Source organism: Streptomyces prunicolor NBRC 13075 (assembly GCF_000367365.1).
Classification (GTDB): Bacteria; Actinomycetota; Actinomycetes; order Streptomycetales; family Streptomycetaceae; genus Streptomyces; species Streptomyces prunicolor.
Map to the genome: position 1 here is coordinate 181,361 of NZ_BARF01000025.1, position 23,792 is coordinate 205,152.

Sequence of the window (23,792 nt, forward strand, 5' to 3'; positions counted from 1 at the left end):
GGCGATGACCACCGAGCACGACACGATCACCACCCCCGTCACCACCGACCTGCTGCGCGGCTTCCTCGACGTGGAGACGACCGCGCACGGTCTGCTGCCGCACCGGCTGCCCGCCCGTGCGCGCCGGCAGTTCCCCGACGACCAACTCGCCGTGGCCGAGGCACAACCCTCCGGTGTACGGCTGGTCTTCCGCACCCGGGCCACCACCATCGAGCTGGACACGCTGCCCACCAAGCGCGTCTACCAGGGATTCCCGGCCCCGGCGGACGGCGTCTACGACCTGCTGGTCGACGGCCGACTCACCGCCCAGGCAACGGTGCCCGGCGGCAACGTGCGCACCATCACCGACATGGTCACCCAGTCCGCCGAATTGACGGAGGGTCGGCCCGGCACCGCCCGGTTCGCCGACCTGCCCGCGGGTGACAAGGACATCGAGATCTGGCTCCCGCACACGGAGATCACGGAGCTGATCGCCCTGCGCACCGACGCCCGGGTCGAGAAGGCGCCGGACAACGGGCGCAAGGTGTGGCTGCACCACGGCAGTTCCATCAGCCACGGCTCGAACGCCACGCATCCGACGGCCATTTGGCCGGCGCTCGCAGCGGCACATGGCCAAGTGGAGCTCGTCAACCTGGGGTTCAGCGGCAGCGCGCTGCTCGACCCGTTCACCGCCCGTGCGATGCGGGACACCCCGGCGGACCTGATCAGCGTGAAGATCGGTATCAACATCGTCAACGCCGACGCGATGCGCCTGCGCGCCTTCGTCCCGGCGGTCCACGGCTTCCTCGACACCCTTCGCGAGGGCCATCCGACGACGCCGTTGCTGGTCGTGTCCGCCATCCTCTGTCCGGTGCAGGAGGACACGCCCGGCCCTCTCATGCCCGACCTCGACGGCGGAACCCTGCTGTTCAAGGCCACCGGCGACCCGGACGAGCGCCCCCTCGGACGCCTGACCCTCACCGTCATCCGCGAGGCACTCGCCCGCGTCGTGGAACAACGGGCGGCCGACGACCCGAACCTGTACTACCTCGACGGCCGTTCCCTCTACGGCGAGAAGGACCACGCCGAACTCCCGCTCCCCGACGCGGTCCATCCCGATCCGGCTGGACACCGGCGCATCGCCGAGAACTTCGGGCGGCTCGTGTTCGGAAAGGGCGGCCCTTTCGCGACCGCGACCGGGACCGGGACAGGGACCGGGACCGGGACCGGGACCGACTGAGGCTTTCGCACACCGGCTCGGACCGGCTGAGCAGGATCACGGTTGCGCCGTAGCCAACTGGGCGGCCCCTAGCCCAACTGGGCGGTCCCGAGCCCGACTTGGAGGCGGTCTGCCGAGCCGGTCGAAGAAGGTCTCTTTCCGCACCGGTGAACAAGCGGTCGAGCCTGTTCAGAACGTCCCGTCGTCGCGTGTGTAGTTGGGGCTGAGCTTCAGCAAGGCGGCGACGGCGGGGCTCGGTTCGCGGCCCGCGCGGACCGCGAACGACAGGGCGAGCGAAGGCACGGGACCGGACACCGGCTTGACGACCACCCCGGCCGCACCCACCGGCTCATAACGGGGTACGACCGCGGCACCACCGATGGCTCGCACATACGACGCGGCCGAGGCGATGTCCGTGATCTCGACGGACACGCGGCGCGTGATGCCGAGTTCGCCGAAGGCCCGGTCCATGGCGGCACGCGACCCGAAGCCGCTTGCCCCCGAGACGAAGTTCTCGCGGGCGAGGTCCTTGAGCGCGATGCGTTCCCGCTGCGCCAGCGGATGCTCGGTCGGCAGGATCACCACGTACGGGATCGTCGCGAACTGCCGCAGGTCGAGGTCGTGCGCCTCGGCGGCGGGCAGCGCCACGACGCCGACGTCGAGGCGGCCGCGTCGCACGTCCTCGGCGATTCCGCCCGCTCCGGATCCGGAGACCTGGATCCGTATGTCCACCAGCGGGTGGCGTTGGCGGAAGGCCCCCACCAGGCGTGGCAGGTCGAGGGCCGTGATGCGGGTCATCGTGCCGACGCGCAGGCTGCCCCGCAGGGTTCTCGACGCCTCGCCGACCACTTCCCTCGCGCGCTCCGCGGCCCCGACGACCGACTTGGCTTCCGGCAGAAACACCTCGCCCGCCGAGGACAGGGCCACCGTCCTGGTCGACCGGTCGAAGAGCGAGACCTGGAGCTCCTCCTCCAGGGCGCGGACGGCTGCCGACACGGTCGACTGAGCTGCGAAAAGGCGGGCCGCGGCGCGGGTGAAGCTGAGTTCTTCGGCCACGGTGATGAAATAGCGCAACTGCCGTAATTCCATCCGCCAATTATCGATTTCTTCGATAACAGCTGTCAATGTTTTTCGTTGGACTCGATATCCCTTCTGCGTCAGGCTGCCATCGACAGCAACTCCCGCTGCCTGAAGAAGGGTTGGTCATGAGCAAGCAGGTTTTAATCGTCGGAGGCACATCCGGTATCGGCCGCGAACTGGCCGCGACTTATGCCCGGCAGGGCGCCTCCGTGATCATCGCCGGCCGCGACGGCACGCGCGCGGAGAAGGTGTCAGCGGAAATCAATACCGAGGTGGATTCCCATCATGTGCGGGGCATTGAGGCCGATCTCTCCAAGCCCGAGATTCTCAAGGAAGCGCTGAGCGGCATCGGGCACATCGACTCGATCGTCCTCGCCGGCATGCGGCGCGACAACAACACGATCGCCGACTACGACGTCGCCGGGGCCACGGAGTTGGCGATCACCAAGATCGTCGGCTACACCACGGTCGTCCACGCACTGCGCTCGCGCATCTCCCCCACCGGTTCGGTGCTGCTGTTCGGCGGTCTGGCCAAGGACGTGCCCTACCCCGGTTCCACCACGGTCACCGCCGTGAACGCCGGGGTGACAGGCCTGGTGGCGACACTCGCCAAAGAGCTGGCGCCGGTCCGCGTCAACGCCATCCATCCCGGCATGGTCGGGGACAGCCCGCACTGGGCCGGCAACGAGCGAGTCGTGGAGGCAGCACGCGCACGGATCCTGACCGGTGTCGTCCCCACGATGCGGGACATCGTCGAGGGCTCCGTGTTCCTGTTGGAGAACCCGGCGGCGAACGGCGTGAACCTCGACCTCAACGGCGGCCACGCATGATCGACGCCCTGCCCACGCTGGCGGTGATCGGCATCGGCCGCATCAGCCGCCCCCTGGTGGTACGCCTGCGCCGGGCAGGGCACAGCGTGACCGTGACCAACCGGACCCGGGCCCGCGCCCTCGACGTCGCGGCGGAGACGGGCGCGTGCGTGGCCGGCACCCCGCGCGAGGCGGCCGCCTCCGCCGACATCGTCATCGTCTGTCTGACCGACGACACGGCGGTGGGCGAGGTCTACCACGGGCCCGACGGCATCCTCGCCGGGGTACGCCCCGGAGCAACGGTCCTGGAGACCAGCACCATCGCCCCGCAGACGGTCAGGACCCTCGCACCGCTGGTTCTCGAACGCGGCGCCACTCTCCTCGACGCCCCGGTGTCCGGTTCCGTCGAACTCGCCACACGCGGCGAACTCACCTTCCTGGTCGGCGGCCCCAAAGAAGCCCTCGACCGGGCGCGCCCCGTCATGGACGTCCTGGCCACCCGTGTCCTCCACTTCGGGGAATCGGGCAGCGGCAGCATCATGAAGCTGGCGATCAACTCACTGCTGCTGTCCATGGCAACAGCCCTGGCCGAAGCGCTGGTTCTCGCGGAACGCACCGGCATCGACCGCGCCGCCGCCTACGACGCATTCACCCAGAGCGCGGCCGCAGCGCCCTTCGTGCTCTACAACCGCGACAACTTCGTACGACCACGCGAAGCGGCCATCCACATGACGCTGTCCCTGCTCGCCAAGGACCTGACCCTGATCGACGCCCTGGCATCATCCGTGGGAGCGCCCATGGCCCAACTGGACGCGAACCGCAAGCTCATTGACCAGGCCATGGCCGCAGGACTGGAAGACCGCGACGGCGTCTCCGTCCTGGCCGAACTCCTGCGGCACAACGCCACGGCCCAGGCACGACAGCCGGGAGAGCCGAACCGCAGCCATTGATGAGCATGCGCCGCGGGACAGGAAGGGCTTGCGCACCTGCCCTGTTCATGTGGCACGCTCACCGGCGACCGGCCGATCGCATCGGGTCGGGGCTCGTCACCAGGTTCGACCGTGGAAAGGCACCGCTATGCGCATCGGACTGCTCGGCACCGGCCCTTGGGCGCAGATGGCTCACGCCCCCGCCCTCAGTGGGCACGACGCGTGGGACTTCGCGGGCGTGTGGGGTCGCCGCCCCGACGCCGCCAAGGAGCTCGCCGACGCGCACGGCGTACCGGCCTACGACGATGTCGACGCCCTGCTCGCGGACGTGGACGCCGTCGCCGTGGCGCTGCCGCCGTCCGTGCAGGCCGAGTTGGCGGTGCGGGCCGCGCGGGCGGGACGGCATCTGCTGCTGGACAAGCCCCTCGCCCCGACCGTGGAGCAGGGGCGGGCCGTGGTCGACGCGGTGCGGGAGGCCGGGGTCGCGTCGGTCGTGTTCTTCACCACCCGCTTCCAGCCGGAGACCGAGGCGTGGGTGACCGAACAGGCTGCCGCCGAGGGCTGGTTCACGGCTCGGGCCGAGTGGCTCGGCTCGGTGTTCACCAGCGACAGCCCGTTCGCGGCATCGCCCTGGCGGCAGGAGAAGGGCGCGCTGTGGGACGTGGGTCCGCATGCCCTGTCCGTGTTGCTGCCGGTCCTCGGTGACGTCCGCCGGGTGGCCGCCGCCGTACGGGGTCCCGGTGACACGGTCCTGCTGGTCCTGGACCACGTCGGCGGTGCGTCCAGCACGCTGACCTTGAGTCTCACCGCGCCGACCGCGGCGGCGGGAGCCACCGTCGAGCTGCGCGGCGAGGCCGGGGTAACCAGCCTTCCGGACAGCTCGGGCAATGCGGTGTCCGCCCTGGTGCGGGCCGCCGACGCGCTGAGCGAGGCCGTACGCACGGGCCGACCGCACCCCTGCGACGCCGTATTCGCACAACGGGTCACCGAGATCCTGGCCAAGGCCGAAGCGATGGTGGACAGCGAGACTGTCTGATCAGGAGCCGGCTCAGTCGCCGGATCGCTCACCTGATCACTCGCCGCCGGGCTCGTCGTCCTCGCCGAACGGCTCGTCGCTCCACCGGAACCAGGCCCGCTCCCCCTCGATGTGCAGCAGGAACTCGGGGACGGGCCCGTCCGGCGAGGTCAGCGTCACCTGCCGGCTGATCTCGTCGTAGGCCTCCTCCCACCGTGCCCAGTGCCCGTCGTCGTCCGTCTTCGTCAGAGCCAGTTCGCGCGCGAAGAGCTCCTCCACGTCACCGAACGCCGGACCGGCGGTGAACTTGCCCGAAAGCCAGGGGAAGTCGGCGTCGTCGATCAGGATCTCCCCGACCGGCTCCTCGCCCCTGCGCACCTGCCAGACCTCGCCGACGAATCCCATGCCCGCCTCCATCCCGCCGTAGATCGACCTGCCGCCAGCATGGCACCCGGCACTGACAGTCGCCCCGGACCGCATCGCGAGCGGGCCGGGGCGACTGTCCTGTCCGCCTACGTTCCGGCGCGCCTACTCGACGACATGGAAGTTGGCCCGCTCCCGGATGACCGGATAGCCGACCTTGGCGAAGTGCGCGGCCATCGGAAAGTTGCCCTGGTCCGTGGCAGCGGCGATGAACTCGGCGCCGCGCTCGACGAGGTAGTGGGTGCACTCGGCCAGCAGGTCGCGGGCATAGCCGTGGCCGCGCTGTTCCGGTACGACTCCGATGAAGCCGATGCAGGGGCCCGACGGATTGTGGGCCGGGATGTGGATGCCCACGAGGTCTCCCTCGGGGGTGCGGGCGACCTGCCACCACTCGCGCGGGGACGGGCACCAGCGGAAGAAGTCGATCTCCTCCTGTGCGGCCTTCTCAACTCCCCCTTGCCGGATGGCCAGTTGGGCGTGGGCGTCGAGGGTGACGGAGTGGATACGGCGGATGGCGTCGAAGAAGACGGCGTCGTCCGGTTCGGGGGCGAAGACGAGTCGTCCGGGGCGTTCGGGCAGGCCGCACTCCGGGGTCCACCGGTAGATGAAACGCTCGACCAGGAGGTCGTATCCGGCCGCGCGCAGCGCGGTGAAGCGTGTCTCGGCGGCGGCGCGGAGCTCGGGGTTGTCGCGCCAGCCGGCGGGGAGGTTCAGTTCCGCGCCGACGCGCCAGGGTGCGGTGCGCAGGAGTTCGGCCCCCGCCTCCGCCTCGCCCTCGATCACGTCGAAGCAGTCGATGGTGAGGGGTTCGGTGTCGTTCGGGCCGCCCCACCAGGCGCCGCGTGCGACGACCGTGCCGTCGCGCAGTGCCACCCGCTGCCAGTCGGGCCGCCAGGTCGTCAGACGGTGCGCGGCTCGGGCGCCGAGGGAGTCGGGAAGGGTGTCGAAAAGATGGGCGTCGCTCTCGTCGAGCGCGCGGATGACCAGATCGGTCATGGGTTTTCCTCCGGGAGGGGTACTGCGTGGAGCGCTCCCGGTCAGGTCCGTCGTGTCACGCCGGGTCAACGGGGAGGGAGCGCTGGGGTGTTGTGAACCTCATGGCACTCGCCTCCTTCCGCTGGTCTCAGGGCGTGCACGCACACACTAGGAGGTTGATCTCCCGCCCGTCCAACGTATTTTCGGACCGGTCCGGCGGAGCGCCACTCCGCCGGACCGGTGCGCATCACCCGATGTACATCACCCGATGCGCATCACTTCGGCAGTTGTCCCGGGTCGGTCCCCCAGCTCGTGTTCGGTTCGGTGGCGAGCCGGAAGTCCAGCCTGCCGCCCTTGAGCGTCAGGCCCGCGCCGGTCCACGCGCGCGTGAGGTCACGGCCGTCGAGCCGTACGGCGTCGACGTACTGGTGGGTGTCGTCAGCGTCGGGGGCGGTGATGACGAGGTCCGGTCGGCCCGGCCGGTCCACGACCGCCTTCGGGAAGAGCGGGGCGCCGAGCAGCAGGTCCGCGCTGCCCGGGGTGCGCGGATAGATGCCGAGGGCGGAGAGGACGTACCAGGCGGACATGGTGCCGAGGTCGTCGTTTCCGGGCAGGCCCTTGGGGCCGGTGCCGTAGGCGGTGTCGAGGATCTGGCGGACGGTCGCCTGGGTCTTCCAGGGCTGGCCGAGGGAGTCGTAGAGCCAGGGGGCGTGGATGTCGGGCTCGTTGGTCGGGTCGTAGCGCAGCGCGTCGCCGCCCCGGACCGACCATGCGCCGTCGGCGGTGTGGAAGAAGCCGTCGAGCCGGGTGGCGGCCGTCTCGCGTCCGCCCATCGCCTCGGCCAGCCCCTGGACGTCCTGCGGGACCATCCAGACGTAGGCGGCTGCCGAGCCCTGTGCGAAGCCGAGGTCGCTCGCCGGGTTGAACGGGGTCACCCAGGAGCCGTCGAGCTTGCGGGCCTGGATGAAGCCGGTGGCGGGGTTGAAGACGTTGCTCCAGTAGGCGCCGCGTGCGGTGAAGGTCTTCGCCTCGGCGTCGCGGCCGAGCAGTTTCGCCCACTGGCCGAGGGCGGAGTCGGCGACGGCGTCCTCCAGGGTCTCGGCGGCGCCGCCCCAGCAGTGGCACGCGTCCTGGGCGGCGTAGTGGGAGGTCAAGTACTGGGCGAGGTTGGGTCGTTGGCCCACGCACTGGCCGGGGCAGCCGGCGTCCGACAACTCGTCCGGGTTGGGGACGGTGGCCTGGTGGACGAGGGAGTCGAAGGCGCCCTCGTAGTCGAAGTTACGCACGCCCATGGCGTAGAAGGTGGCCAGGGTCGCGGCGGACGGGTCGCCCGTCATGACGTGGGTGGCCCCGCTGATGTGCACCCAGCGGTCCCAGACTCCGCCGTTCTGCTTCGCGAAGTTGTAGAGCGACTGGGCGAAGTCGCCCGCGACGGTGGGCTTGAGGAGGGCGAGGAGCTGTATCTGGGCGCGGTACTGGTCCCAGCCGGAGAAGTTGCTGTACTGCGCCCGCTGCCCGCGCGCGAGTCGGTGGACGGCCTGGTCCATGCCCCAGTAGCGGCCGTCCTCGTCGCTGATCAGGTTGGGCTGCATGAGGGCGTGGTACAGCGCCGTGTAGAAGGTCTGGCGGCGTGCGGGGGTGCCGCCGTCGACGCGTACGGTGCTCAGTTCGCGGTCCCAGGCGCGGGCACCGGCCTTCGCCACGTCGGCCACGCGCGCGTGCGGGGCGATCTCCTGGCGCAGGTTGGACTCGGCTCCCCCGAGGCTGACGTAGGAGATGCCGATCCGCATGTGGACATCGTTGTCAGAGGCGGTGTCGAAGCCGACCCAGCCACCGGAACCGCGTCCCGCGCGGTCGGCGCCGGTGGCGTATCCCTCGCCTCCGGAGGCGGTCGTCGAGCCGGGTGACACCGTGCTGTCGTGCCAGGTACCGACGGAGGAGAAGGCGCGGTCGAAGGAGGCGCTGAAGTAGAGCTTGTAGTAGCTCTTGCGGTTGTTGACGCCGCCGTTGGCGCGGCGCCCGCAGAAGGCGCCCGTATACACCCAGCCGGTCACCTTCTGGTGGGCGGTGTCGATGTCGACGTGTGCGTCCTGGCTGCCGTTGAGGGAGTTGGAGACGCGGAAGAGCAGGCTCGCCGGGCGGTCGGCGGGGAAGGTGAAGTCGGCGACTCCGGCGCGCTTGCTGACGGCCAGGTCGGCGGTGGCGCCGGAGGCGAGGCCGAGGGTGTAGCGGCCGGGGGTGGCCTTCTCGTCGGCGTGCGAGAAGTTCGACGCGTAGACGGCGTCCTTGGTGTCGGCCGAGGGCGACGAGGTGACGTCGCCGACGAACGGCATGATCGGTACGTCGCCCGCCGCGCCGGGGTTGCAGCCCGCGCCGTTGACGTGGGTGAGGCTCAGACCGCGGATGCGGGTGGCGCCGTACTCGTACCCGTTGGCGGCGCCCGTGCTGGTCTGGTCGCCGGTGGTGCTGGTCGGGGACCAGGCGATCATGCCGTACGGGAGGGTGGCGCCGGGGTAGGTGTTGCCGCCGTTGCTGGAGCCGATCAGCGGGTCGACGAGCGAGGACGGCCGGACGGACGGTACGGCCGCCGCGACGGCGGGGAGCGGGGCGGACGCGGCGAGCGCGGAGGTGACCGCCACGGCCGCGACTCTGACACCGAACCGTCTTGCTGTGCCGAGGAGTTGGTGACGCATGCGTCAGGTCGCCTTTCGAGGAAGGGACGAGGAAGGGACAGGGAGACGGAAAAAGACAGGGGGTGTCGTGAGGCTAGGAGGTCGGGCGATGGGAGGGAAGAGGAGCCCGGATACGGGTGATGAAGCACAGGTGAACGCTTCGTCGGGCGCTTAAGTGATCCTTAAGTGCGGGTTAAGTCACCCATCTCACCACGTCTGCGCAGGTCAGCGCGGTGACAGCTTCGTGCAGAACCGTTGGCCCAGCCCGCGGTCCTGCGTAACATCGGGCCCCGGCGGCGGTGCCGACACACGCTGTGAGAGCGCTCTCAATGTGTCGGCACCGTTCGCTTCGAACAGCCCGACTCGTCCGGAGGTCCCCCCACATGACTCCCCCGACTGCCCGCCATCAGCGCACGCTCGGCCGGCGCAAGCTGCTCTTCGCCCTCGGTGGCGCGGCGGTGGCCGCTCCCGCCCTCGCGGCACTCGCACCGCACGCCCTCGCGGACACAAAGTCCATGGAGACCAGCGCACTTGAGGCCGGTGCGCTTCCGTTGACGCTGGTCAACAACAGCGGTTCGTTCGACAACGCGAACGTGCACGTCTACATCGTCGGAAACGTGGACGGCAAGCAGGTGCGGGTCACTCCCGACGGGACGATCGCGCCGATCGCGCTCTCGGACAACGGCGCCGACGGTTTCACCGACTACGCGATCAGCCTCAACTCCGGTGCGGAGACGACGATTTCGCTCCCGTACCTGTCGGGCCGCATCTATGTGTCGCTCGGCGCGAAGCTCAAGTTCAAGGCCGTGGCGGACGGCAACGGCAACCCGGCCCTGCAGTACCCGGCCGGCTGGGTGACCTCCGACCCCAACTACGAAGTCCTGCACGACTGCGCCGAGTTCACCCACAACGCGTCCGGGATGTTCTGCAACACGACGATGGTCGACATGTTCAGCGTGCCGCTGAGCATCCGGCTGACCGGCGCGCAGGACCAGACGACGGGCACCCTGCGCGACGGCGGACGATCGTCGGTCTTCGACGCGATACGGAAGGTCGAGGCGTTCGCCCCGCTGATCGTGAGCGACACGCGGGTGATCGCGCCCGGGCACGGGCTGGACGCGGGTCTGTTCGCCGCGGACTACTTCGCGCCGTACATCGACGAGGTGTGGAGCACCTACACCGGCAAGGACCTCACCGTCACCACCAACGCGGGTGCCTTCACCGGGCGGGTGCGCGCCGGCCAGTTCGCCTTCACCGGCCCGGCCTCGGTCTCGTTCGCGAAGCCGTCGACGCGGGACGTGCTGTTCTGCGACGGCAACCTGGCCGCCCCGAACGACGGCACCACGGGCCCGGTCGCGGCCGTCCTCGGCGCCGGTTTCAACCGCTCGACGCTCCTGTCGAACCCCGCCCAGCCGACCACCGACGCGTCGGGCTTCTACGCCACCGACCTCACGAACCACTACGCGAAGGCGGTCCACGCGGCCACCGCCGACGGCAAGGCGTACGGCTTCGCCTTCGACGACGTGGCGGACTTCGCGTCGTACGTCCAGGACACGGCGCCCACGGGGATACGGCTGACGCTCACGCCGTTCTAGGTGCTCGGCGTGCGGGGCCGGTCCCTCCGTAGGAGCGTGGTGGGGTGGGAAAGGTGCGCGTGCCGTCGTTCCGCCGGGTCCGGGAGCCGGCCCGGCGGGGGTGGCTTCGGGGCGCGCCTGCGCCGGGGTGGGTGCGGTTGCTGCCGTGGGTACTGGTGGTGGGTGTGGGCGTGGCGACGCTGGTCAGCCCGCACTCGCTCGACATCGGCTTTCTGCTGGGCGCCATTCCACCGCTGGCCGGGCTGTCGTACGGGCCGCTCGCGACCGCGCTGCTCGGCGCGGCCACGGTCGCCCTGCTGACCGTGCCGGCGTTCCATCTCAACGATCCCGGCCAGACCGATCTGCTGACGATCCTGTTCGTCGCGGTGCTGAGCGTGTTCGTGTCCTTCGTCCGCAGTCGCCGTGATGCCCAGCTGGACCTGGAGCGCACGGTCGCCGAGGCCGCGCAGCGGGCCGTCGTGCCGCCGTTGCCGGAGCGGGTGGGGCCGGTGGGGTGCGTGGGGCTGTACCGGGCGGCGCAGCGCGGGACGCTGGTCGGCGGGGACTTCTTCGACGTGCGGGACGGGCCGTACGGCGTGCGGGCGGTCATGGGTGATGTGCAGGGGCACGGGCTGTCGGCCGTCGCGACGGTGGCGTCGCTGCTGGGGGCGTTCCGGGAGGCGGTGCTCGACCTGCCGGACCTGGAGGCGGTCGCGGCGCGGCTGGACCGGCGGCTGGTGGTGGACTCGGCGCGGTCGGCGCACGCGGAGCTGTTCGCCACGGCACTGCTGCTGGAGTTCACGGCGGACGCGGGTGCGGTGCGGATCGTGGCCTGCGGACATCCGTCGCCGGTGCTGCTGCGCGCGGGACGGGTCACGGAGATCGACGTCGAGGCGTGGACGCCGCTCGGTCTCGGGCTGTCCGACGCCGGTCCACTGAGCGGGGTGAACGTCCGACTGCGGCCCGGGGACCGGCTGTTCCTCGCCTCCGACGGGGTGTGGGAGGCGAGGAACACGGGCGGTTCCTTCTATCCCCTCGTCGAGCGACTGACCCAACTCGCCGACCACGAACCGCCCTTGATGACGGAGCTGGTGTGGGCCGACCTGCTGCGCCACTCACCGGAGATCCGGGACGATGTGACGATGCTCGTGCTGACGACCGGGGCACGCCCGTTCAACAGTTGAGACGCCGTACGGGAGTTGAGGCTCACGCCTGCTGTTCGTGATCGCCCTCGGCGTCGATGTGCGGCAGGATCCGGTCCAGGAATCGGGGTGTCCACCACGCGTGCCGACCCAGCAGGGTCATGACCGCGGGCACCATCAGCAGCCGTACGACCGTGGCGTCGATCAGCACGCTGACGGCCAGGCCGAGGCCGAGCATCTTGACCACGATGTTGTCGCTGACGACGAAGGCCGCGAAGACGCTGACCATGATCAGCGCGGCGCAGGTGATGACGCGCGCGGTGATCTCCAGGGCGTGGGCGACCGACGCCTCGGCGTCGCCGGTGCGCAGCCAGGCCTCGTGGACGCGGGAGAGCAGGAAGATCTCGTAGTCCATGCTCAGGCCGAAAATGATCGCGAACATCATCATCGGGACGTAGCTCTCGATGGGGACCTTGCCGGAGACGCCCAGCGCGGGGCCGCCCCAGCCCCACTGGAAGACGGCGACGACGACGCCGTAGGAGGCGGCGATGGAGAGCACGTTGAGGACGGCGGCCTTGAGAGCGACGAGGAGGCCGCGGAAGACGGCGAGGATGATCAGGAAGGCCAGCGCGACCACCACGCCGATGATCAGGGGCAGCCGGTTCGACACGATGTCGCGGAAGTCGACCTGGGCTGCGGTGGTGCCGGTGACGTAGCCCTTGGCGGAGGTGCCGGAGACCGCGTCCGGGAGGGTGTTGTGGACGAGCCGGTTGGTGAGGTCGGTGGTGTCGGCGCTCTGCGGGGACTGCTTGGAGTAGACGGTGCCGACGAGGACGTCACCGTCCTTGGTGGTCGTCAGCGGGGTTACCTTGGCGGCACCCTGCACCCCGTCGAGGGTCTTCTGGGCCTGGCTGGAGAGGGTCGAGCGCTGGGAGGTCGGGACGCCTGTCTGGTCGATGACGATGGTGAGCGGGCCGTTGGAGCCGGGGCCGAAGGCGTCGGTCATCAGGTCGAAGGCGCGGCGGTCCGTGAACGAGGTGGGGTCGGCGCCGTCGCCGATGTGGCCGAGTTGGAGCGAGAACACCGGGATGGCGAGGACGACCACGGCCGCGACGCCGGCCGCGAGGAACGTCCACGGCCGGTGCTCCACGCGCTGCGCGTACCGGTGCCAGGTGCCCGTGGGCTCGGTGCCCGGCGCGGCGTCGGTCTCGGCGACCGGGCGGCGCACCCGGTAGCGGTCGATCCGCTTGCCGAGGAGCCCGAGCAGGGCGGGTACGAGGGTGAGCGCGCCGATGACCGCCGACACGACCGTCACGGCGGCCGCGAGCCCGAGTTTGCCGATGAAGGGCACACCGGACACGAACAGTCCGGCCAGCGCGATGATCACCGTGCAGCCCGAGACGAGTACCGCACGGCCACTGGTCGCCGTGGCCTGTCCGGCGGCGCTCACCGGATCGGAGCCGTTCATGAGGTTCTGCCGGTGCCGGGTGATGAGGAACAGGGCGTAGTCGATGCCGACCCCGATACCGATCATCGTCGCGAGGGTCGGTGACACCGTCGCGAAGGTGAACGCCGCCGCCAGCAGTCCGAGGCACGCGAGTCCGCCGATCACGCTGATCAGCGCGGTCACCAGAGGCATCGCGGCGGCGACCACGCTCCCGAAGCCGATCAGCAGGACGACGATCGCCACGGCGAACCCGATGAGTTCGCTGATCCGGTCGTCGGCGGCGGGCCGGGCCAGTTCGCCGAGCGGTCCGCCGTACTCGACCTGGGCGCCGGCCGCGCGCAGCGACTTCACGGAGGTGTCGACGCCGTGGAGGTAGCCGTCGCCGAGGGTGGACGGCTGAACGTCGAAGCGGATGGTGATGTACGCGGTCTTCGCGTCGGAGGAGAGGGGGCCGACGTTCGGGCCGGTGGACGTCGGTGGCTGCGTTCCGGGCTGTGGCAGCGGGTTCTGCACCGACAGGACGTGCGGGAGTTTCTGCAGGTCGCCGACGGTCTCGGACATCTGCGAGTTCAGGGAGGTGAGCTGCTTGTCCTTGTCGTGCAGGACGATCTGGCTGCTGTAGCCGCCGGCCGCCGGGTCGTGCTCCTTGAGGACCTGCAAACCGTGCTGGGACTGGACCCCGGACAGCGAGAAGTCGTCCGAATAGTCGCCCCCGAAGGACCTGTTGAGGACCTGGAGCGCGGCCAGCGCGACGAGCCAGGCGACGATGACGATCACGAAGTGCCGGGCACACCACTCCCCCAGCCGCCGCAGCACCCCCTTGGCAGCCGTCCGGCCGTCCCCTGCGTTGGATTCCGTGGGCGCCATGGCCTCGGCCTTTTCCGCCGGGTGACATTTCCGACATCCCCATTAGACGCCTACGGGATCACTCCGGCATCTCGGACTCCTTTGGCCCCTTTGGCCCCTTTGGTTTCTTTGGTTTCTTTGGTTTCTTTCGCGTGGGTCAGCCCACGTCCCAGAGGAACCGGTGCGTGTGGATGCCGAAGTACGGGAACGACCGGACGCTCCGCACTCCTTCGATCGGCCGCACGACGTCGTTGACGAAGTCGAGCAGATCCCGTGGCCCCGGGGTGACCACCTCGGCGAACAGGTCGAAGCCGCCGGAGGTGAGCACGGAGTACACCACCTCGTCGCGCAGGGCGAGTTGGTCGGCTACGGCACGCGGGTCGCCGTCCACCTCGATGCCGAGCATCGCCATGGCCTGCCCACCCATGGCCATCGGGTCCGTCACCCCGACGACCTGAACCGCCTTGGAGTCCAACAGGCGTTGGAGCCGCTGCCGGGCGGCCGAGGCGGACAGTCCGACCTTCGGTCCGAGATCGGCGTACGCGATACGTCCGTCGGTCTGCAGCTCGCGCAGGATGGCCCGGTCGATGTCGTCCACGTGCTTGTCTCCAACTCCCTGTGTCAGTGGGCCAGTTCGGCGAGCGCGTCGGCGAAGACCCGGGTGTGGGTGTCCACGTCCTGCTCCGTCGTGTCGGGGCACATCAGCGCCATGCTGTGGAACGGGGTGAGCAGGATGCCCCGGTTGGCGAGGTAGAGGTGGAGGAAGTCTTCCAACTCCGGGTCACCGGCCGCTTCGGACTCGGTGCCGGTGCGCGGGGCCGGGGAAGCGAAGCGGTATTCACTGCGGGCGCCGAGACGGCTCACCGTCCAGGGCAGCGCATGGGCGTCGATGCCCTGCTGCACGCCGGCCGCGAAGCGTTCGGAGACCTTCGCCATGTGGGCGAACGCCTCGTCGGTCAGGACGTGTTCGAGCGTGGCGCGCATCGCGGCGACGGACAAAGCGTTGCCCGCGAGGGTGCCGCCGACGCCGCCCATGTCGACCAGGTCGAGGTCGGCGCGGCCGAGCAACCGGTCGGCGAGTTCGGCGGAGAGACCGTAGGCACCGGCCGGGATGCCGCCGCCGATCGCCTTGCCGATGGTGAGCAGGTCGGGTTCGAGATCCCAGGCGGCGGTGCAGCCACCCGGTCCCGCGGAGAACGTGTGCGTCTCGTCGTTGATGAGCAACGTGCCGTATTTCCTGGTCAGTTCGCGTACGGCGGCCAGATAGCCGGGCTCGGGCAGCACGATGCCGATGTTGGTGAGCGCGGGTTCCATGAGGACGGCGGCGACGTCTCCGTGCGCCAACTCCCGTTCCAGCTGGGCGAGATCGTTGAACTCGGCGACGCGGCTGGTGAGCGTGACGTCACAGGGGGCGCCGACGTTGCCGGGGCGGGCGGTGCCGTGGCCGTCCGGTCCGACGACGATGAGCGACTCGTCGACGCTGCCGTGGTAGCTGTAGCTGTTCACCAGGATCTTGGGGCGGTCGGTGACGGCACGGGCGAGCCGGATCGCCCAGCGGTTGGCGTCGGTCGCTGTCAGCGCGAAGCTCCAGCGGGCGAGTCCGAAGCGGCGGGTGAGCTCGGCGCCGACCCACTCGGCGTCCTCCGTGGGCAGCATGGCCGTAGCGCCACCCTGTTCTGCGAACCGCCGTTGCACCGCCTCCGCGACGACGGCGGGCGAGTGCCCGGCCATCGCGCCGGTGTCGCCGAGGCTGAAGTCGATGTACTCGTGGCCGTCGATGTCGGTGACGCGGGCGCCCCGGGCGGTGTCGAGGTAGCGGGGGAAGGCTCCGGCGGTCTTGTTCATCCAGGTCATCGGCACTCGCCCGAAGAGATGCTCGGCGCGCGCGTAGGCGGCCTTCGAGCGCGGGTTGAGCCGCTCGGCGTCGACGCTCTCGCGGGCGAGGAGGTCCTGCAGGCGGGTGCGGTCCATGGGGTACCTCGGTGGCGTCGGCGACGGAATGTCCGGACCATATGACCGAAAGGGGCGAACAAGCAAGGTATGGCTGCGGAATCGATTGCCGCGACGATCGATTCACGCTCACCTCCTACCCGGCCGCGAGTCCCGCCAGGCCATGATGATCCTCACCGGGCCGTGAATCTCACCGGGCCGCCGAGGCGGCCCCCGGGGCTCACCGGTGGCATCGGCGACGGCACCCCGGGAAGGTCAACGGCCGTGCGGTGCCCCGACCGAACGGCTCACGTCCACCGGCAAATGCAGCAAGTCCCGCCCGATCGCCAGGAGTTCCGCCACCCCCGTCAGCCGCATCGTCTCGACCAGTTCCGCCGTCAGGTCCCCGATCAGACGGGTCACACCCTCCGCACCGGCCAGGGACAGGGCCCACAGGGCAGAGCGGCCGACGAACACCGCGCGGGCCCCGAGGGCGAGCGCGGCGAAGACGTGAGTGCCCCGGCGCAGTCCGCCGTCCACGTACACCTCCGCGCCCGTCCCGGCGACGGCGTCGACGACTTCCGGCAGCGCCCAGGCCGTCGGGATCAGCCCGTCGAGCTGGCGGCCGCCGTGGTTGGAGACGATCAGCCCGGCGGCGCCCGCGTCCACGAAGGCGCGGGCGTCGTCGCCGCGCAGGACGCCCTTGACGACGACCGGGAGCCCGGTCAGGTCGCGCAGCCAGGTGATGACGTCCGGGGTGAGGTCCGGCGCGTGTTCGGCGGCTTCCCGGTCGGGGATGCCGGTGACGTTGCCGTACAGGTCCTCCGGGCCCACGAAGTCGGCGACATGCGCGCCGGGTCGGCCGTGGGAGCCGATGACGGGGGTGTCGGCGGTCAGGACGACCGCCCGGGCGCCGGCCGCCACGGCTCGCCGGAGCGTCTCCTCGGTCAGGGACCGGTCGCGGGCCACGTACACCTGCACCCACCACGGCGCGCCCGAGGGCTCCAGGGCCGAGAACGGGACCGCGGTGTTCGAGGTCACCGCGAGCAATGAGCCCGCACCGGCCGCACCGAGTGCGGTGGCCGCCTCGCCGTCGGGATGGGCGCGGCGCTGCAAAGTGCTCGGGGCGATGAGGACCGGGGTGTCGACTGCCGTGCCCAGTACGGTCGTTGAGGTGTCGCACCGGGACACGTCCCGCAGGATGTGCGGGCGCAGCCGGAATCCGTCCCAGGACGGGGCGGCCTCGGCGACGCTGAGCCCTTGCCCCGCGCCTCTGCGGAAGTAGGCGTGGATCTCCGGCGGAAGGAGACCGGCGGCCTGTTCCTCGATGCCGTCCAGCCACCGCGCGACGCCCGTCACACCGCTCCCCCTTCGTGCACGATGCACCGACCCTAGCGGCTCAACTCTCTTTCCCCACACGCCATTTCAGACACTTGGCGCAGAAGTGAACAGAGGCCTGTCAGTTTCGAAGGGAAGTCCTGTTACACCGTGCGAGAGCGGTCGATGACGGTGTGTACTGTGCTCCGGGCGCCCCGCCCGAGGGACCCGAACTCAGCCTCAAGGGCCCCGACTCGGCCCTGCCCGACTTCTCTTGGACTCGATTCGATGACCGAATTACCGGACCTGGCGGCCGGCGCGCTCGCCGCCGGCACGCTGTCCGCGCTGGCTCTCGGAGCCGGGCTGTGGCGGTCGCGGCGCCAACGCGCTCTTCAGCGCGAGGAGTTGGCCGCGCTGCGGTCCCGACTGGACAGTGTTCAGACGGCGTTGGCGGCCGAGATCGAGCATCTGGCGGGGCAGCGGATCCCGGCCGCCGCCCGGCACCTCACGCATCCACGGGTCACCGTCCCGGGGCCCGCGCAGCCGCAGTTCATCGGCTCACCCCTCGGGATCGGCCTGGAGAGCGTGCTGAACTCGGTGCGTTCGGAACTCACCGCGCAGCGCACCCGGATCGACGCGGCCGCGCAGGCCGGGATGCGCGGGGCCGCCCGGGAGATCCAGGCCGCGCTGTATCGGTTGCAGGACGCTCTGCGCTCGCTCCAACAGCGGTACGACGACCCCGAGTTGACGCAGACGCTGTTCGCGCTGGACCACGAGAACGAGCAGTCGTTGCGCCGTGCGCAGGTCGCGGCCGTCGTGTGCGGGGCCTGGGTCGGGCTCGCCCGGGAGGAGTCGCACCTCGTCGAGGCGGTGACCGGCGGCCAGGCCCGGCTCGCCGGGTACCACCGGGTGCGGGTGCACAACCACCTCGAAACCGGCACCGCGCTCGTCTCGCACGCCGTCGAACCGGTCGCGATCATCGTCGCCGAACTCCTCGACAACGCGCTGCGGCACTCCGCGCCGGACACCGAGGTCGTGGTCAACCTGGAGCACGTGCACCACGGCGCCTGCGTCACCGTCGACGACGCGGGGCTCGGCATGACCCAGGACGAACGCGACCGCGCCCGGCGGATGGTGGCCGGTTCCGACCCGATCCTGCTCACCGACCTGGGCGACCCGCCGCGCATGGGGTTCGCCGCGATCGGGCGCCTGACCCGGCAATTCGACCTGAGCGTCGATGTCTCCTCGCCCTCCCCGTACGGCGGCGTCCGCGCGGTCCTGCGCATCGACAGCCATCTCCTCAGCCGGATCGACCCAGAGCTGCAACCGCCCGCGGCCGGCGCCCCGCGCTCGACCCGCCGGGCCCCCGCACCCACCCGCACGCCGGCACCCACGCCCGCACCGGCCCACTCCTACGGTGCCGAACACGCCGAACAAGCCGGAGTCGACGCGGCCGGGCATCACTCCGTACCCGACGCCGGCGGCCTGCCACGACGTCGTCGCCGCACCCCGGCCACCGCACCGGTCGCACCGGCCACGCAGGCCGCCCCGGAGAGACACCAGCCGCACCGCAGCCCGGAGCAGGCCGCCGCCGCACTCGGCGCCCTCCAGTCCGGCACCGCCGCCGCGCGCGCCTCGAACGACGACGCCGGGGCCGCCGTGGCAGAGCGGGCTACGGCACCCGAAACAGCGACAGCGCACCAGACACAGCAGTCCGACTACGAAGGGGGAGCGGCTAGATGACCAGCCGCGATGGGGGCGACACGGCGTGGGTGCTCGATCCCATATTGGAGGTGCCGCATGTGGTCGCGGCGGTGCTGTTGACCCGGGACGGGCTGGTGCGCGGGTACACCGACGCGCTGTCCCAGGCCTCGGGCGAGCGGGTGGCCGCGATCACCAGCACGGTGCAGGGGGCGTGCCGTACGGCCGCGGCGGCGTTCGCCGACCGGGAAGGGGCCGAGATTCGGCAGGTGGTCATCGAGTCGGACCACGGCTATGTCCTCATCGTCCCTACGGATCACGGGACTTGTGTGGCGGCCTACGGCGACACCGAGGTGCGGCTGGATCTGCTGGCGCACCGGGTGCACTCGCAGGTGGCGCGGCTGGGTGAGAAGGCGATGGCCGCCGCTCCGCGGGGAGTTGACGGCGGCGCGTCGGCATGACGGGCCGCCGCGGCGGCCGTCCTCTCGTTCCCGCGTATCTGTCGACCGGCGGTGTGGCCCGGCCCAGCCGCCCGCATCTGGAACGGCTGACGGTGCTCAGCGGCAGCGGCGAGTCCGCCCCGGCCGACCTGCCCGCGGCCCAACTCGCCCTGCTGGACGCCCTGTACGGCGGTTCGCTGACGGTGCTGGAGGCGGCGGCCCTGCTGGAGCTGCCCGTGTCCGCGGTGCGCGTCCTGGCCGCCGGTCTGCTCGACCGGAGCCTGGCGCTCGCCCGAGCCCCGATCCCACCCGCCGAACACTTCGATCCCGACCTGCTGAAGAGAGTCGCAGATGGCCTACGCGCCCTCAAGCACCACTAGCGGCAGCACCACTGGCGACATCCATCTGCCGGACACCGCCCGCGAGTTGGTCAAGATCCTGATCGCGGGTCCCTTCGGGGTGGGCAAGACGACGCTCATCGACTCCGTGTCGGAGATCCGGCCGCTGCACACCGAGGAGCGGCTCAGCGAGGCGTCCGTCGCGGTGGACGATCTCGACGGGGTGCGGGAGAAGTCGACAACGACCGTCGCCATCGACTTCGGGCGCATCAGCCTGCCCGGCGGAATCGTGCTGTATCTGTTCGGCACGCCCGGGCAGGAGCGGTTCCGGGCCCTGTGGGAGGACATCGCGTACGGCGCGCTCGGGGCGCTCGTCCTGGTCGACAGCCGTCGCATCGACGCCTCGTTCGACGTGCTCGCGCTGGTGGAGGAGAGCGGCCTGCCGTACGCCGTCGCCTTCAACACCTTCCCGGACGCGCCCCGCCACCACACCGAGCAACAGCTGCGCACCGCACTGGACTTGGCGCCCGGCACACCGCTGGTGACCTGTGACGCCCGGGACGCGGACTCGTCCCTCGACGCGCTGCTCGCCCTGGTCCAGCATCTGATCGACCGCGACCCTCCGGAGCACCGGTGACCACCACTTCCCCCGTCGGCCCCACCCGACCCGTCCGCCTGTGGGAGGACGGCTTCGCGCTGGATCCCTACGGCTACTACGCCGCCCTGCGCGCCCAGGGTCCGGTCGGCTGGGCCGAACTCGCCCCGGGCGTACCGGCGTACGTCGTCACCGAGCGGCGGGCGGCACTGGAGCTGCTGCGCGACACCGGCACCTTCTCGCACGATCCCCGGCCGTGGGAGTCGACGGTCGCCGGGGACTCGCCGGTCCTCGGGATGATGCGCTGGCGGCCCAACTCCCTGTTCTCGGACGGCGCGGCGCACGTCCGCTACCGTGCCTCGCTGATCGACGCCTTCGAGCGGATCGAGCCGCACGACCTGCGCGCCCGGGTGCACCGGGCGGTGCATGTGCTGGTGAGCCGGATCGGGCCGCGCGGACAGGCCGATCTGGTGGGCGAGTTCGCGCGGCCGTTGATGGCACTGGTGTTCAACAGCCTGTTCGGGCTGCCCGACAGCCAGAGCGAGCGGCTGGACCGGGCGCTGGGCAAGATGATGGAGGGCGGCTCCCAAGCAACCGAGGGCGAGGCGGAGTTCGGCGGTTACGTCCTCGAACTCATCGCCGCCAAGGCCGAGTCACGCGGCGACGACCTGCCGAGCTGGCTGCTCGACCATCCTGCCGGGCTCTCCCCGGAGGAGGTCACCTGGCAGGTGTTCCTCACCCTGGGCGCGGGCCACGAGCCGACCGCGAACCTGGTGTCCAACGCCCTGTCCCGCATCCTCGGCACCTCGGTCTACTACTCCACTTTGACCAGTGGCGCCCGCCCGGTCATGGACGCCGTGGTGGAGGTGCTGCACCACGAGACGCCGCTCGCCAACTACGGCATCCACTACGCCCGTTCACCGGTGACCTTCCACGGCGCGTGGATCAGGCCCGCGATCCCGGTCGTCGTCTCGTACGGCGCGCTCGCGCACTTCGCCGAGCAGGAGGTCGTCAGCGGCCGGCACCCGAAGGACGCCTCGCACCTGTCGTGGTCGGCGGGTCCGCACGCCTGCCCGGTCAAACAGCACACGCTGCTCATCGCGACGGAGGCGATCGAGCGGCTCACCCTGTGGCTGCCGGACCTCGAACCCGTCGTACCGCGCGCGGAGTTGACCTGGCGGCCCGGCCCCTTCCACCGTTCGCTCACCTCGCTGCCCGTCCGGTTCAGCCCCCGCTCCCCCGACCAGCCAGGAGACCCGTCGTGACCGTGTCCGACCGCATCGCCCTCGACCCGTTCGGCGCCGACATGGCCGCCGAGAGCGCCAAGCTGCGTGCCCTCGGCCCGATCGTGCCCGTCGAACTGCCCGGCGGCATCCCCGCCTGGGCCCCCACCGGCTACGACACGCTGAAGGAACTGATCCTCGACCCGCAGGTCAGCAGGGACCCCCGGCTGCACTGGAACCTGTGGTCCGAGATGGGCGAACACCCGTCCTGGGGCTGGGTGTTGGGGTGGATCGGCGTCATCAACATGCTCTCCACCTACGGCACGGACCACGCCCGCCTGCGCAAACTCGTGGCGCCGGGCTTCACGCACCGCCGCACCGAGGCGATGCGCACCCGGGTCGAGACGATCACGGCCGAGTTGCTCGACGCGGTGGCGGCCGACGACGCCGAGGTGGTCGACATCAGGGCGGCGCTCGCCCATCCCCTGCCGATGCGGATCATCTGCGAACTGTTCGGTGTGCCCGACGAGTTGGTGGACGACACCGGGCGGCTGATCGCGGCCATCATGGACACCTCGGACCCGTCCCCGGAGCACGCGGCGTCCGTACAGCGGCAGATCGGCACGGTGCTGCCCGCGCTGATCGCCCACCGCAGCGAGCACCCCGGCGACGACCTCACCACCGAGCTGATCCGGGTGCGCGACGAGGACGGCGACCGGCTCAGCGACGAGGAACTGCTGTACACGCTACTGCTGGTGATCGGCGCCGGGTTCGAGACGACGGTCAACCTCATCGGCAACGCGATCGTCGCCCTGCTCAAGCGGCCCGAGCAGCTGGCGGACGTGCGCGCCGGGAAGATCGGCTGGGACGCGGTCGTCGACGAGACCCTGCGCGTCCACCCGTCGATCGCCTCGCTGCCGCTGCGGTTCGCGGTCACCGACCTCACCGTCGGGGACGTCACCGTCCCGGCCGGGGACGCCATCATCACCACGTACGCCGCGGCCGGGCTCGATCCCGCGCACTACGGCCCGGACGCTGACGTCTTCGACGCGGCCCGCGGAGCCGACGACCACCTGTCGTTCGGTATCGGCGTGCACCGCTGCATCGGGGCACCCCTCGCCCGCGTGGAGGCCCTGACCGCGCTGCCCGCGTTCTTCGACCGCTTCCCGGACGCCCGGCTCGCCGTCGACGCGGACGAGCTGCGCCAGGTGCCGTCGTTCATCGCCTTCGGCTGGCAGGAAGTGCCGGTACGGCTGCGCGGGTCAGCGATCTAAGAGCTGAGAACCGCATTCCAAGAGCGAAGAACCGCCCCGCCGCGGCCCCGGAGGTGAGCCGCGGGCGGAGCCGGTCCTGCCCGGGTTCGGGGGAGAGACCCGAGCGCTCTCGTCGGCTTCCCCTGATTCGCCGGGGTACACACCCGCCGGACCGACGGGTGGCAACGGGCCCGTGCGGCGACCCGCGCGGGCACGGCATAAGCTCGGCGGGTGGCCAAGTACTTCGATGTGCATCCGGACAACCCGCAGCCCCGCACCATCTCCCAGGTCGCGGACAGTGTGCGCTCGGGTGCGCTGATCGCGTATCCGACCGACTCCTGCTACGCGCTGGGCTGCCAGCTGGGCAACCGTGACGGCCTGGAGCGGATCAAGACGATCCGGCAGCTGAACGACCGGCACCACTTCACGCTGGTGTGCCAGAACTTCGCCCAGCTGGGCCAGTTCGTGCACATCGACAACGACGTGTTCCGCGCCATCAAGGCCTCCACGCCCGGCAGTTACACGTTCATCCTGCCGGCGACGAAGGAGGTGCCGCGCCAGTTGCTGCACGCGAAGAAGAAGACCGTGGGCGTGCGCATCCCCGACCACGTCGTCACCCAGGCCCTGCTGGCCGAGCTGGGCGAGCCGCTGCTGTCCAGCACCCTGCTCCTGCCCGACGAGGAGGAGCCGATGACCCAGGGCTGGGAGATCAAGGACCTGCTCGACCACGTGCTGGACGCGGTGGTCGACTCCGGGGACTGCGGCACGGAACCGACGACCGTCATCGACTTCTCGAACGGCGAGGCCGAGATCGTCCGCAAGGGCGCGGGGGACGTCTCCCGCTTCGAGTGACCCCGGTTCGGCTTCGAGTGACCCCTGCGGAGGG

The 23,792-nt window shown here is 70.6% G+C and carries 21 protein-coding genes; 13 read left to right on the forward strand and 8 right to left on the reverse strand.

What is annotated here, in order from left to right; translation table 11 throughout:
* Nucleotides 1-4: 4 nt before the first annotated feature.
* Complete coding sequence (locus SPR02S_RS10595; RefSeq protein ID WP_019056931.1) at nucleotides 5-1,219, forward strand: SGNH/GDSL hydrolase family protein; 1,215 nt, start codon at nucleotides 5-7, stop codon at nucleotides 1,217-1,219.
* Nucleotides 1,220-1,387: 168 nt separating this feature from the next.
* Here the strand turns inward: SPR02S_RS10595 and SPR02S_RS10600 are convergent, their stop codons facing one another.
* On the reverse strand, nucleotides 1,388-2,287 hold the full coding sequence (locus SPR02S_RS10600; RefSeq protein WP_043258189.1) for a LysR family transcriptional regulator: 900 nt from the start codon (nucleotides 2,285-2,287) through the stop codon (nucleotides 1,388-1,390).
* A gap of 116 nt (nucleotides 2,288-2,403) precedes the next feature.
* Between SPR02S_RS10600 and SPR02S_RS10605 the strand changes: the two genes are divergently transcribed.
* The 3 genes from SPR02S_RS10605 to SPR02S_RS10615 all read left to right on the forward strand — a co-directional run bounded on the left by SPR02S_RS10605 (nucleotide 2,404) and on the right by SPR02S_RS10615 (nucleotide 5,052).
* Nucleotides 2,404-3,108 carry an SDR family NAD(P)-dependent oxidoreductase gene (locus SPR02S_RS10605; protein WP_019056933.1) on the forward strand — a complete coding sequence of 235 codons (705 nt, stop codon included), beginning with the start codon at nucleotides 2,404-2,406 and terminating at the stop codon, nucleotides 3,106-3,108.
* The gene (locus SPR02S_RS55510; protein WP_019056934.1) at nucleotides 3,105-4,037 is read left to right on the forward strand and encodes an NAD(P)-dependent oxidoreductase; all 933 of its coding nucleotides are present in this window, start codon (nucleotides 3,105-3,107) and stop codon (nucleotides 4,035-4,037) included. Before SPR02S_RS10605 ends, SPR02S_RS55510 begins: the two co-directional genes overlap by 4 nt.
* A 127-nt stretch (nucleotides 4,038-4,164) precedes the next feature.
* Entirely contained in the window at nucleotides 4,165-5,052 is an 888-nt protein-coding gene (locus SPR02S_RS10615; RefSeq protein WP_019056935.1) for a Gfo/Idh/MocA family protein, read from the forward strand.
* A 36-nt stretch (nucleotides 5,053-5,088) separates the two neighbouring features.
* On the opposite strand, the gene SPR02S_RS10620 is transcribed toward SPR02S_RS10615, so the two are convergent.
* From SPR02S_RS10620 to SPR02S_RS10630, 3 genes are all read right to left on the reverse strand, one after another.
* A complete protein-coding gene (locus SPR02S_RS10620; RefSeq protein WP_019056936.1) occupies nucleotides 5,089-5,436 on the reverse strand; it encodes a hypothetical protein in 348 nt (115 codons plus the stop codon).
* 123 nt (nucleotides 5,437-5,559) lie between these two features.
* Entirely contained in the window at nucleotides 5,560-6,450 is an 891-nt protein-coding gene (locus tag SPR02S_RS10625) for a GNAT family N-acetyltransferase (RefSeq protein WP_019056937.1), read from the reverse strand.
* Between the two features lie 254 nt (nucleotides 6,451-6,704).
* A complete protein-coding gene (locus SPR02S_RS10630) occupies nucleotides 6,705-9,122 on the reverse strand; it encodes a GH92 family glycosyl hydrolase (RefSeq protein WP_019056938.1) in 2,418 nt (805 codons plus the stop codon).
* 362 nt (nucleotides 9,123-9,484) lie between these two features.
* On the opposite strand from SPR02S_RS10630, the gene SPR02S_RS10635 reads away from it, so the two are divergent.
* Both SPR02S_RS10635 and SPR02S_RS10640 read left to right on the forward strand, forming a co-directional pair.
* Nucleotides 9,485-10,696 carry a glycoside hydrolase family 64 protein gene (locus SPR02S_RS10635; RefSeq protein ID WP_019056939.1) on the forward strand — a complete coding sequence of 404 codons (1,212 nt, stop codon included), beginning with the start codon at nucleotides 9,485-9,487 and terminating at the stop codon, nucleotides 10,694-10,696.
* Nucleotides 10,697-10,740: 44 nt separating this feature from the next.
* Nucleotides 10,741-11,859, forward strand: coding sequence for a PP2C family protein-serine/threonine phosphatase (locus SPR02S_RS10640; protein ID WP_052346959.1), 1,119 nt, complete (start codon nucleotides 10,741-10,743; stop codon nucleotides 11,857-11,859).
* 22 nt (nucleotides 11,860-11,881) lie between these two features.
* Here the strand turns inward: SPR02S_RS10640 and SPR02S_RS10645 are convergent, their stop codons facing one another.
* From SPR02S_RS10645 to SPR02S_RS10660, 4 genes are all read right to left on the reverse strand, one after another.
* Nucleotides 11,882-14,131, reverse strand: coding sequence for an MMPL family transporter (locus SPR02S_RS10645; protein ID WP_019056941.1), 2,250 nt, complete (start codon nucleotides 14,129-14,131; stop codon nucleotides 11,882-11,884).
* Nucleotides 14,132-14,267: 136 nt separating this feature from the next.
* Nucleotides 14,268-14,708 (reverse strand): Lrp/AsnC family transcriptional regulator, encoded by a 441-nt coding sequence (locus tag SPR02S_RS10650; protein ID WP_019056942.1) that lies wholly within the window; start codon nucleotides 14,706-14,708, stop codon nucleotides 14,268-14,270.
* A 23-nt stretch (nucleotides 14,709-14,731) separates the two neighbouring features.
* Nucleotides 14,732-16,081 (reverse strand): transaminase, encoded by a 1,350-nt coding sequence (locus SPR02S_RS10655; RefSeq protein ID WP_019056943.1) that lies wholly within the window; start codon nucleotides 16,079-16,081, stop codon nucleotides 14,732-14,734.
* Nucleotides 16,082-16,315: 234 nt separating this feature from the next.
* Nucleotides 16,316-17,398, reverse strand: coding sequence for an alpha-hydroxy acid oxidase (locus tag SPR02S_RS10660; RefSeq protein ID WP_019056944.1), 1,083 nt, complete (start codon nucleotides 17,396-17,398; stop codon nucleotides 16,316-16,318).
* 246 nt (nucleotides 17,399-17,644) lie between these two features.
* Between SPR02S_RS10660 and SPR02S_RS10665 the strand changes: the two genes are divergently transcribed.
* The 7 genes from SPR02S_RS10665 to SPR02S_RS10695 all read left to right on the forward strand — a co-directional run bounded on the left by SPR02S_RS10665 (nucleotide 17,645) and on the right by SPR02S_RS10695 (nucleotide 23,758).
* Nucleotides 17,645-19,099: an ATP-binding protein gene (locus SPR02S_RS10665; protein ID WP_019056945.1), complete on the forward strand. Its 1,455-nt coding sequence runs from the start codon at nucleotides 17,645-17,647 to the stop codon at nucleotides 19,097-19,099.
* Nucleotides 19,096-19,518: a roadblock/LC7 domain-containing protein gene (locus SPR02S_RS10670; RefSeq protein WP_019056946.1), complete on the forward strand. Its 423-nt coding sequence runs from the start codon at nucleotides 19,096-19,098 to the stop codon at nucleotides 19,516-19,518. The genes SPR02S_RS10665 and SPR02S_RS10670 overlap by 4 nt, the downstream gene beginning before the upstream one ends.
* Entirely contained in the window at nucleotides 19,515-19,877 is a 363-nt protein-coding gene (locus SPR02S_RS10675; protein ID WP_019056947.1) for a DUF742 domain-containing protein, read from the forward strand. Before SPR02S_RS10670 ends, SPR02S_RS10675 begins: the two co-directional genes overlap by 4 nt.
* Entirely contained in the window at nucleotides 19,849-20,472 is a 624-nt protein-coding gene (locus SPR02S_RS10680; protein ID WP_019056948.1) for a GTP-binding protein, read from the forward strand. The genes SPR02S_RS10675 and SPR02S_RS10680 overlap by 29 nt, the downstream gene beginning before the upstream one ends.
* A complete protein-coding gene (locus tag SPR02S_RS10685) occupies nucleotides 20,469-21,695 on the forward strand; it encodes a cytochrome P450 family protein (RefSeq protein WP_019056949.1) in 1,227 nt (408 codons plus the stop codon). Before SPR02S_RS10680 ends, SPR02S_RS10685 begins: the two co-directional genes overlap by 4 nt.
* Nucleotides 21,692-22,927, forward strand: coding sequence for a cytochrome P450 family protein (locus tag SPR02S_RS10690; protein WP_019056950.1), 1,236 nt, complete (start codon nucleotides 21,692-21,694; stop codon nucleotides 22,925-22,927). Before SPR02S_RS10685 ends, SPR02S_RS10690 begins: the two co-directional genes overlap by 4 nt.
* A 210-nt stretch (nucleotides 22,928-23,137) precedes the next feature.
* Nucleotides 23,138-23,758 carry an L-threonylcarbamoyladenylate synthase gene (locus SPR02S_RS10695; protein WP_019056951.1) on the forward strand — a complete coding sequence of 207 codons (621 nt, stop codon included), beginning with the start codon at nucleotides 23,138-23,140 and terminating at the stop codon, nucleotides 23,756-23,758.
* Nucleotides 23,759-23,792: the final 34 nt, after the last annotated feature.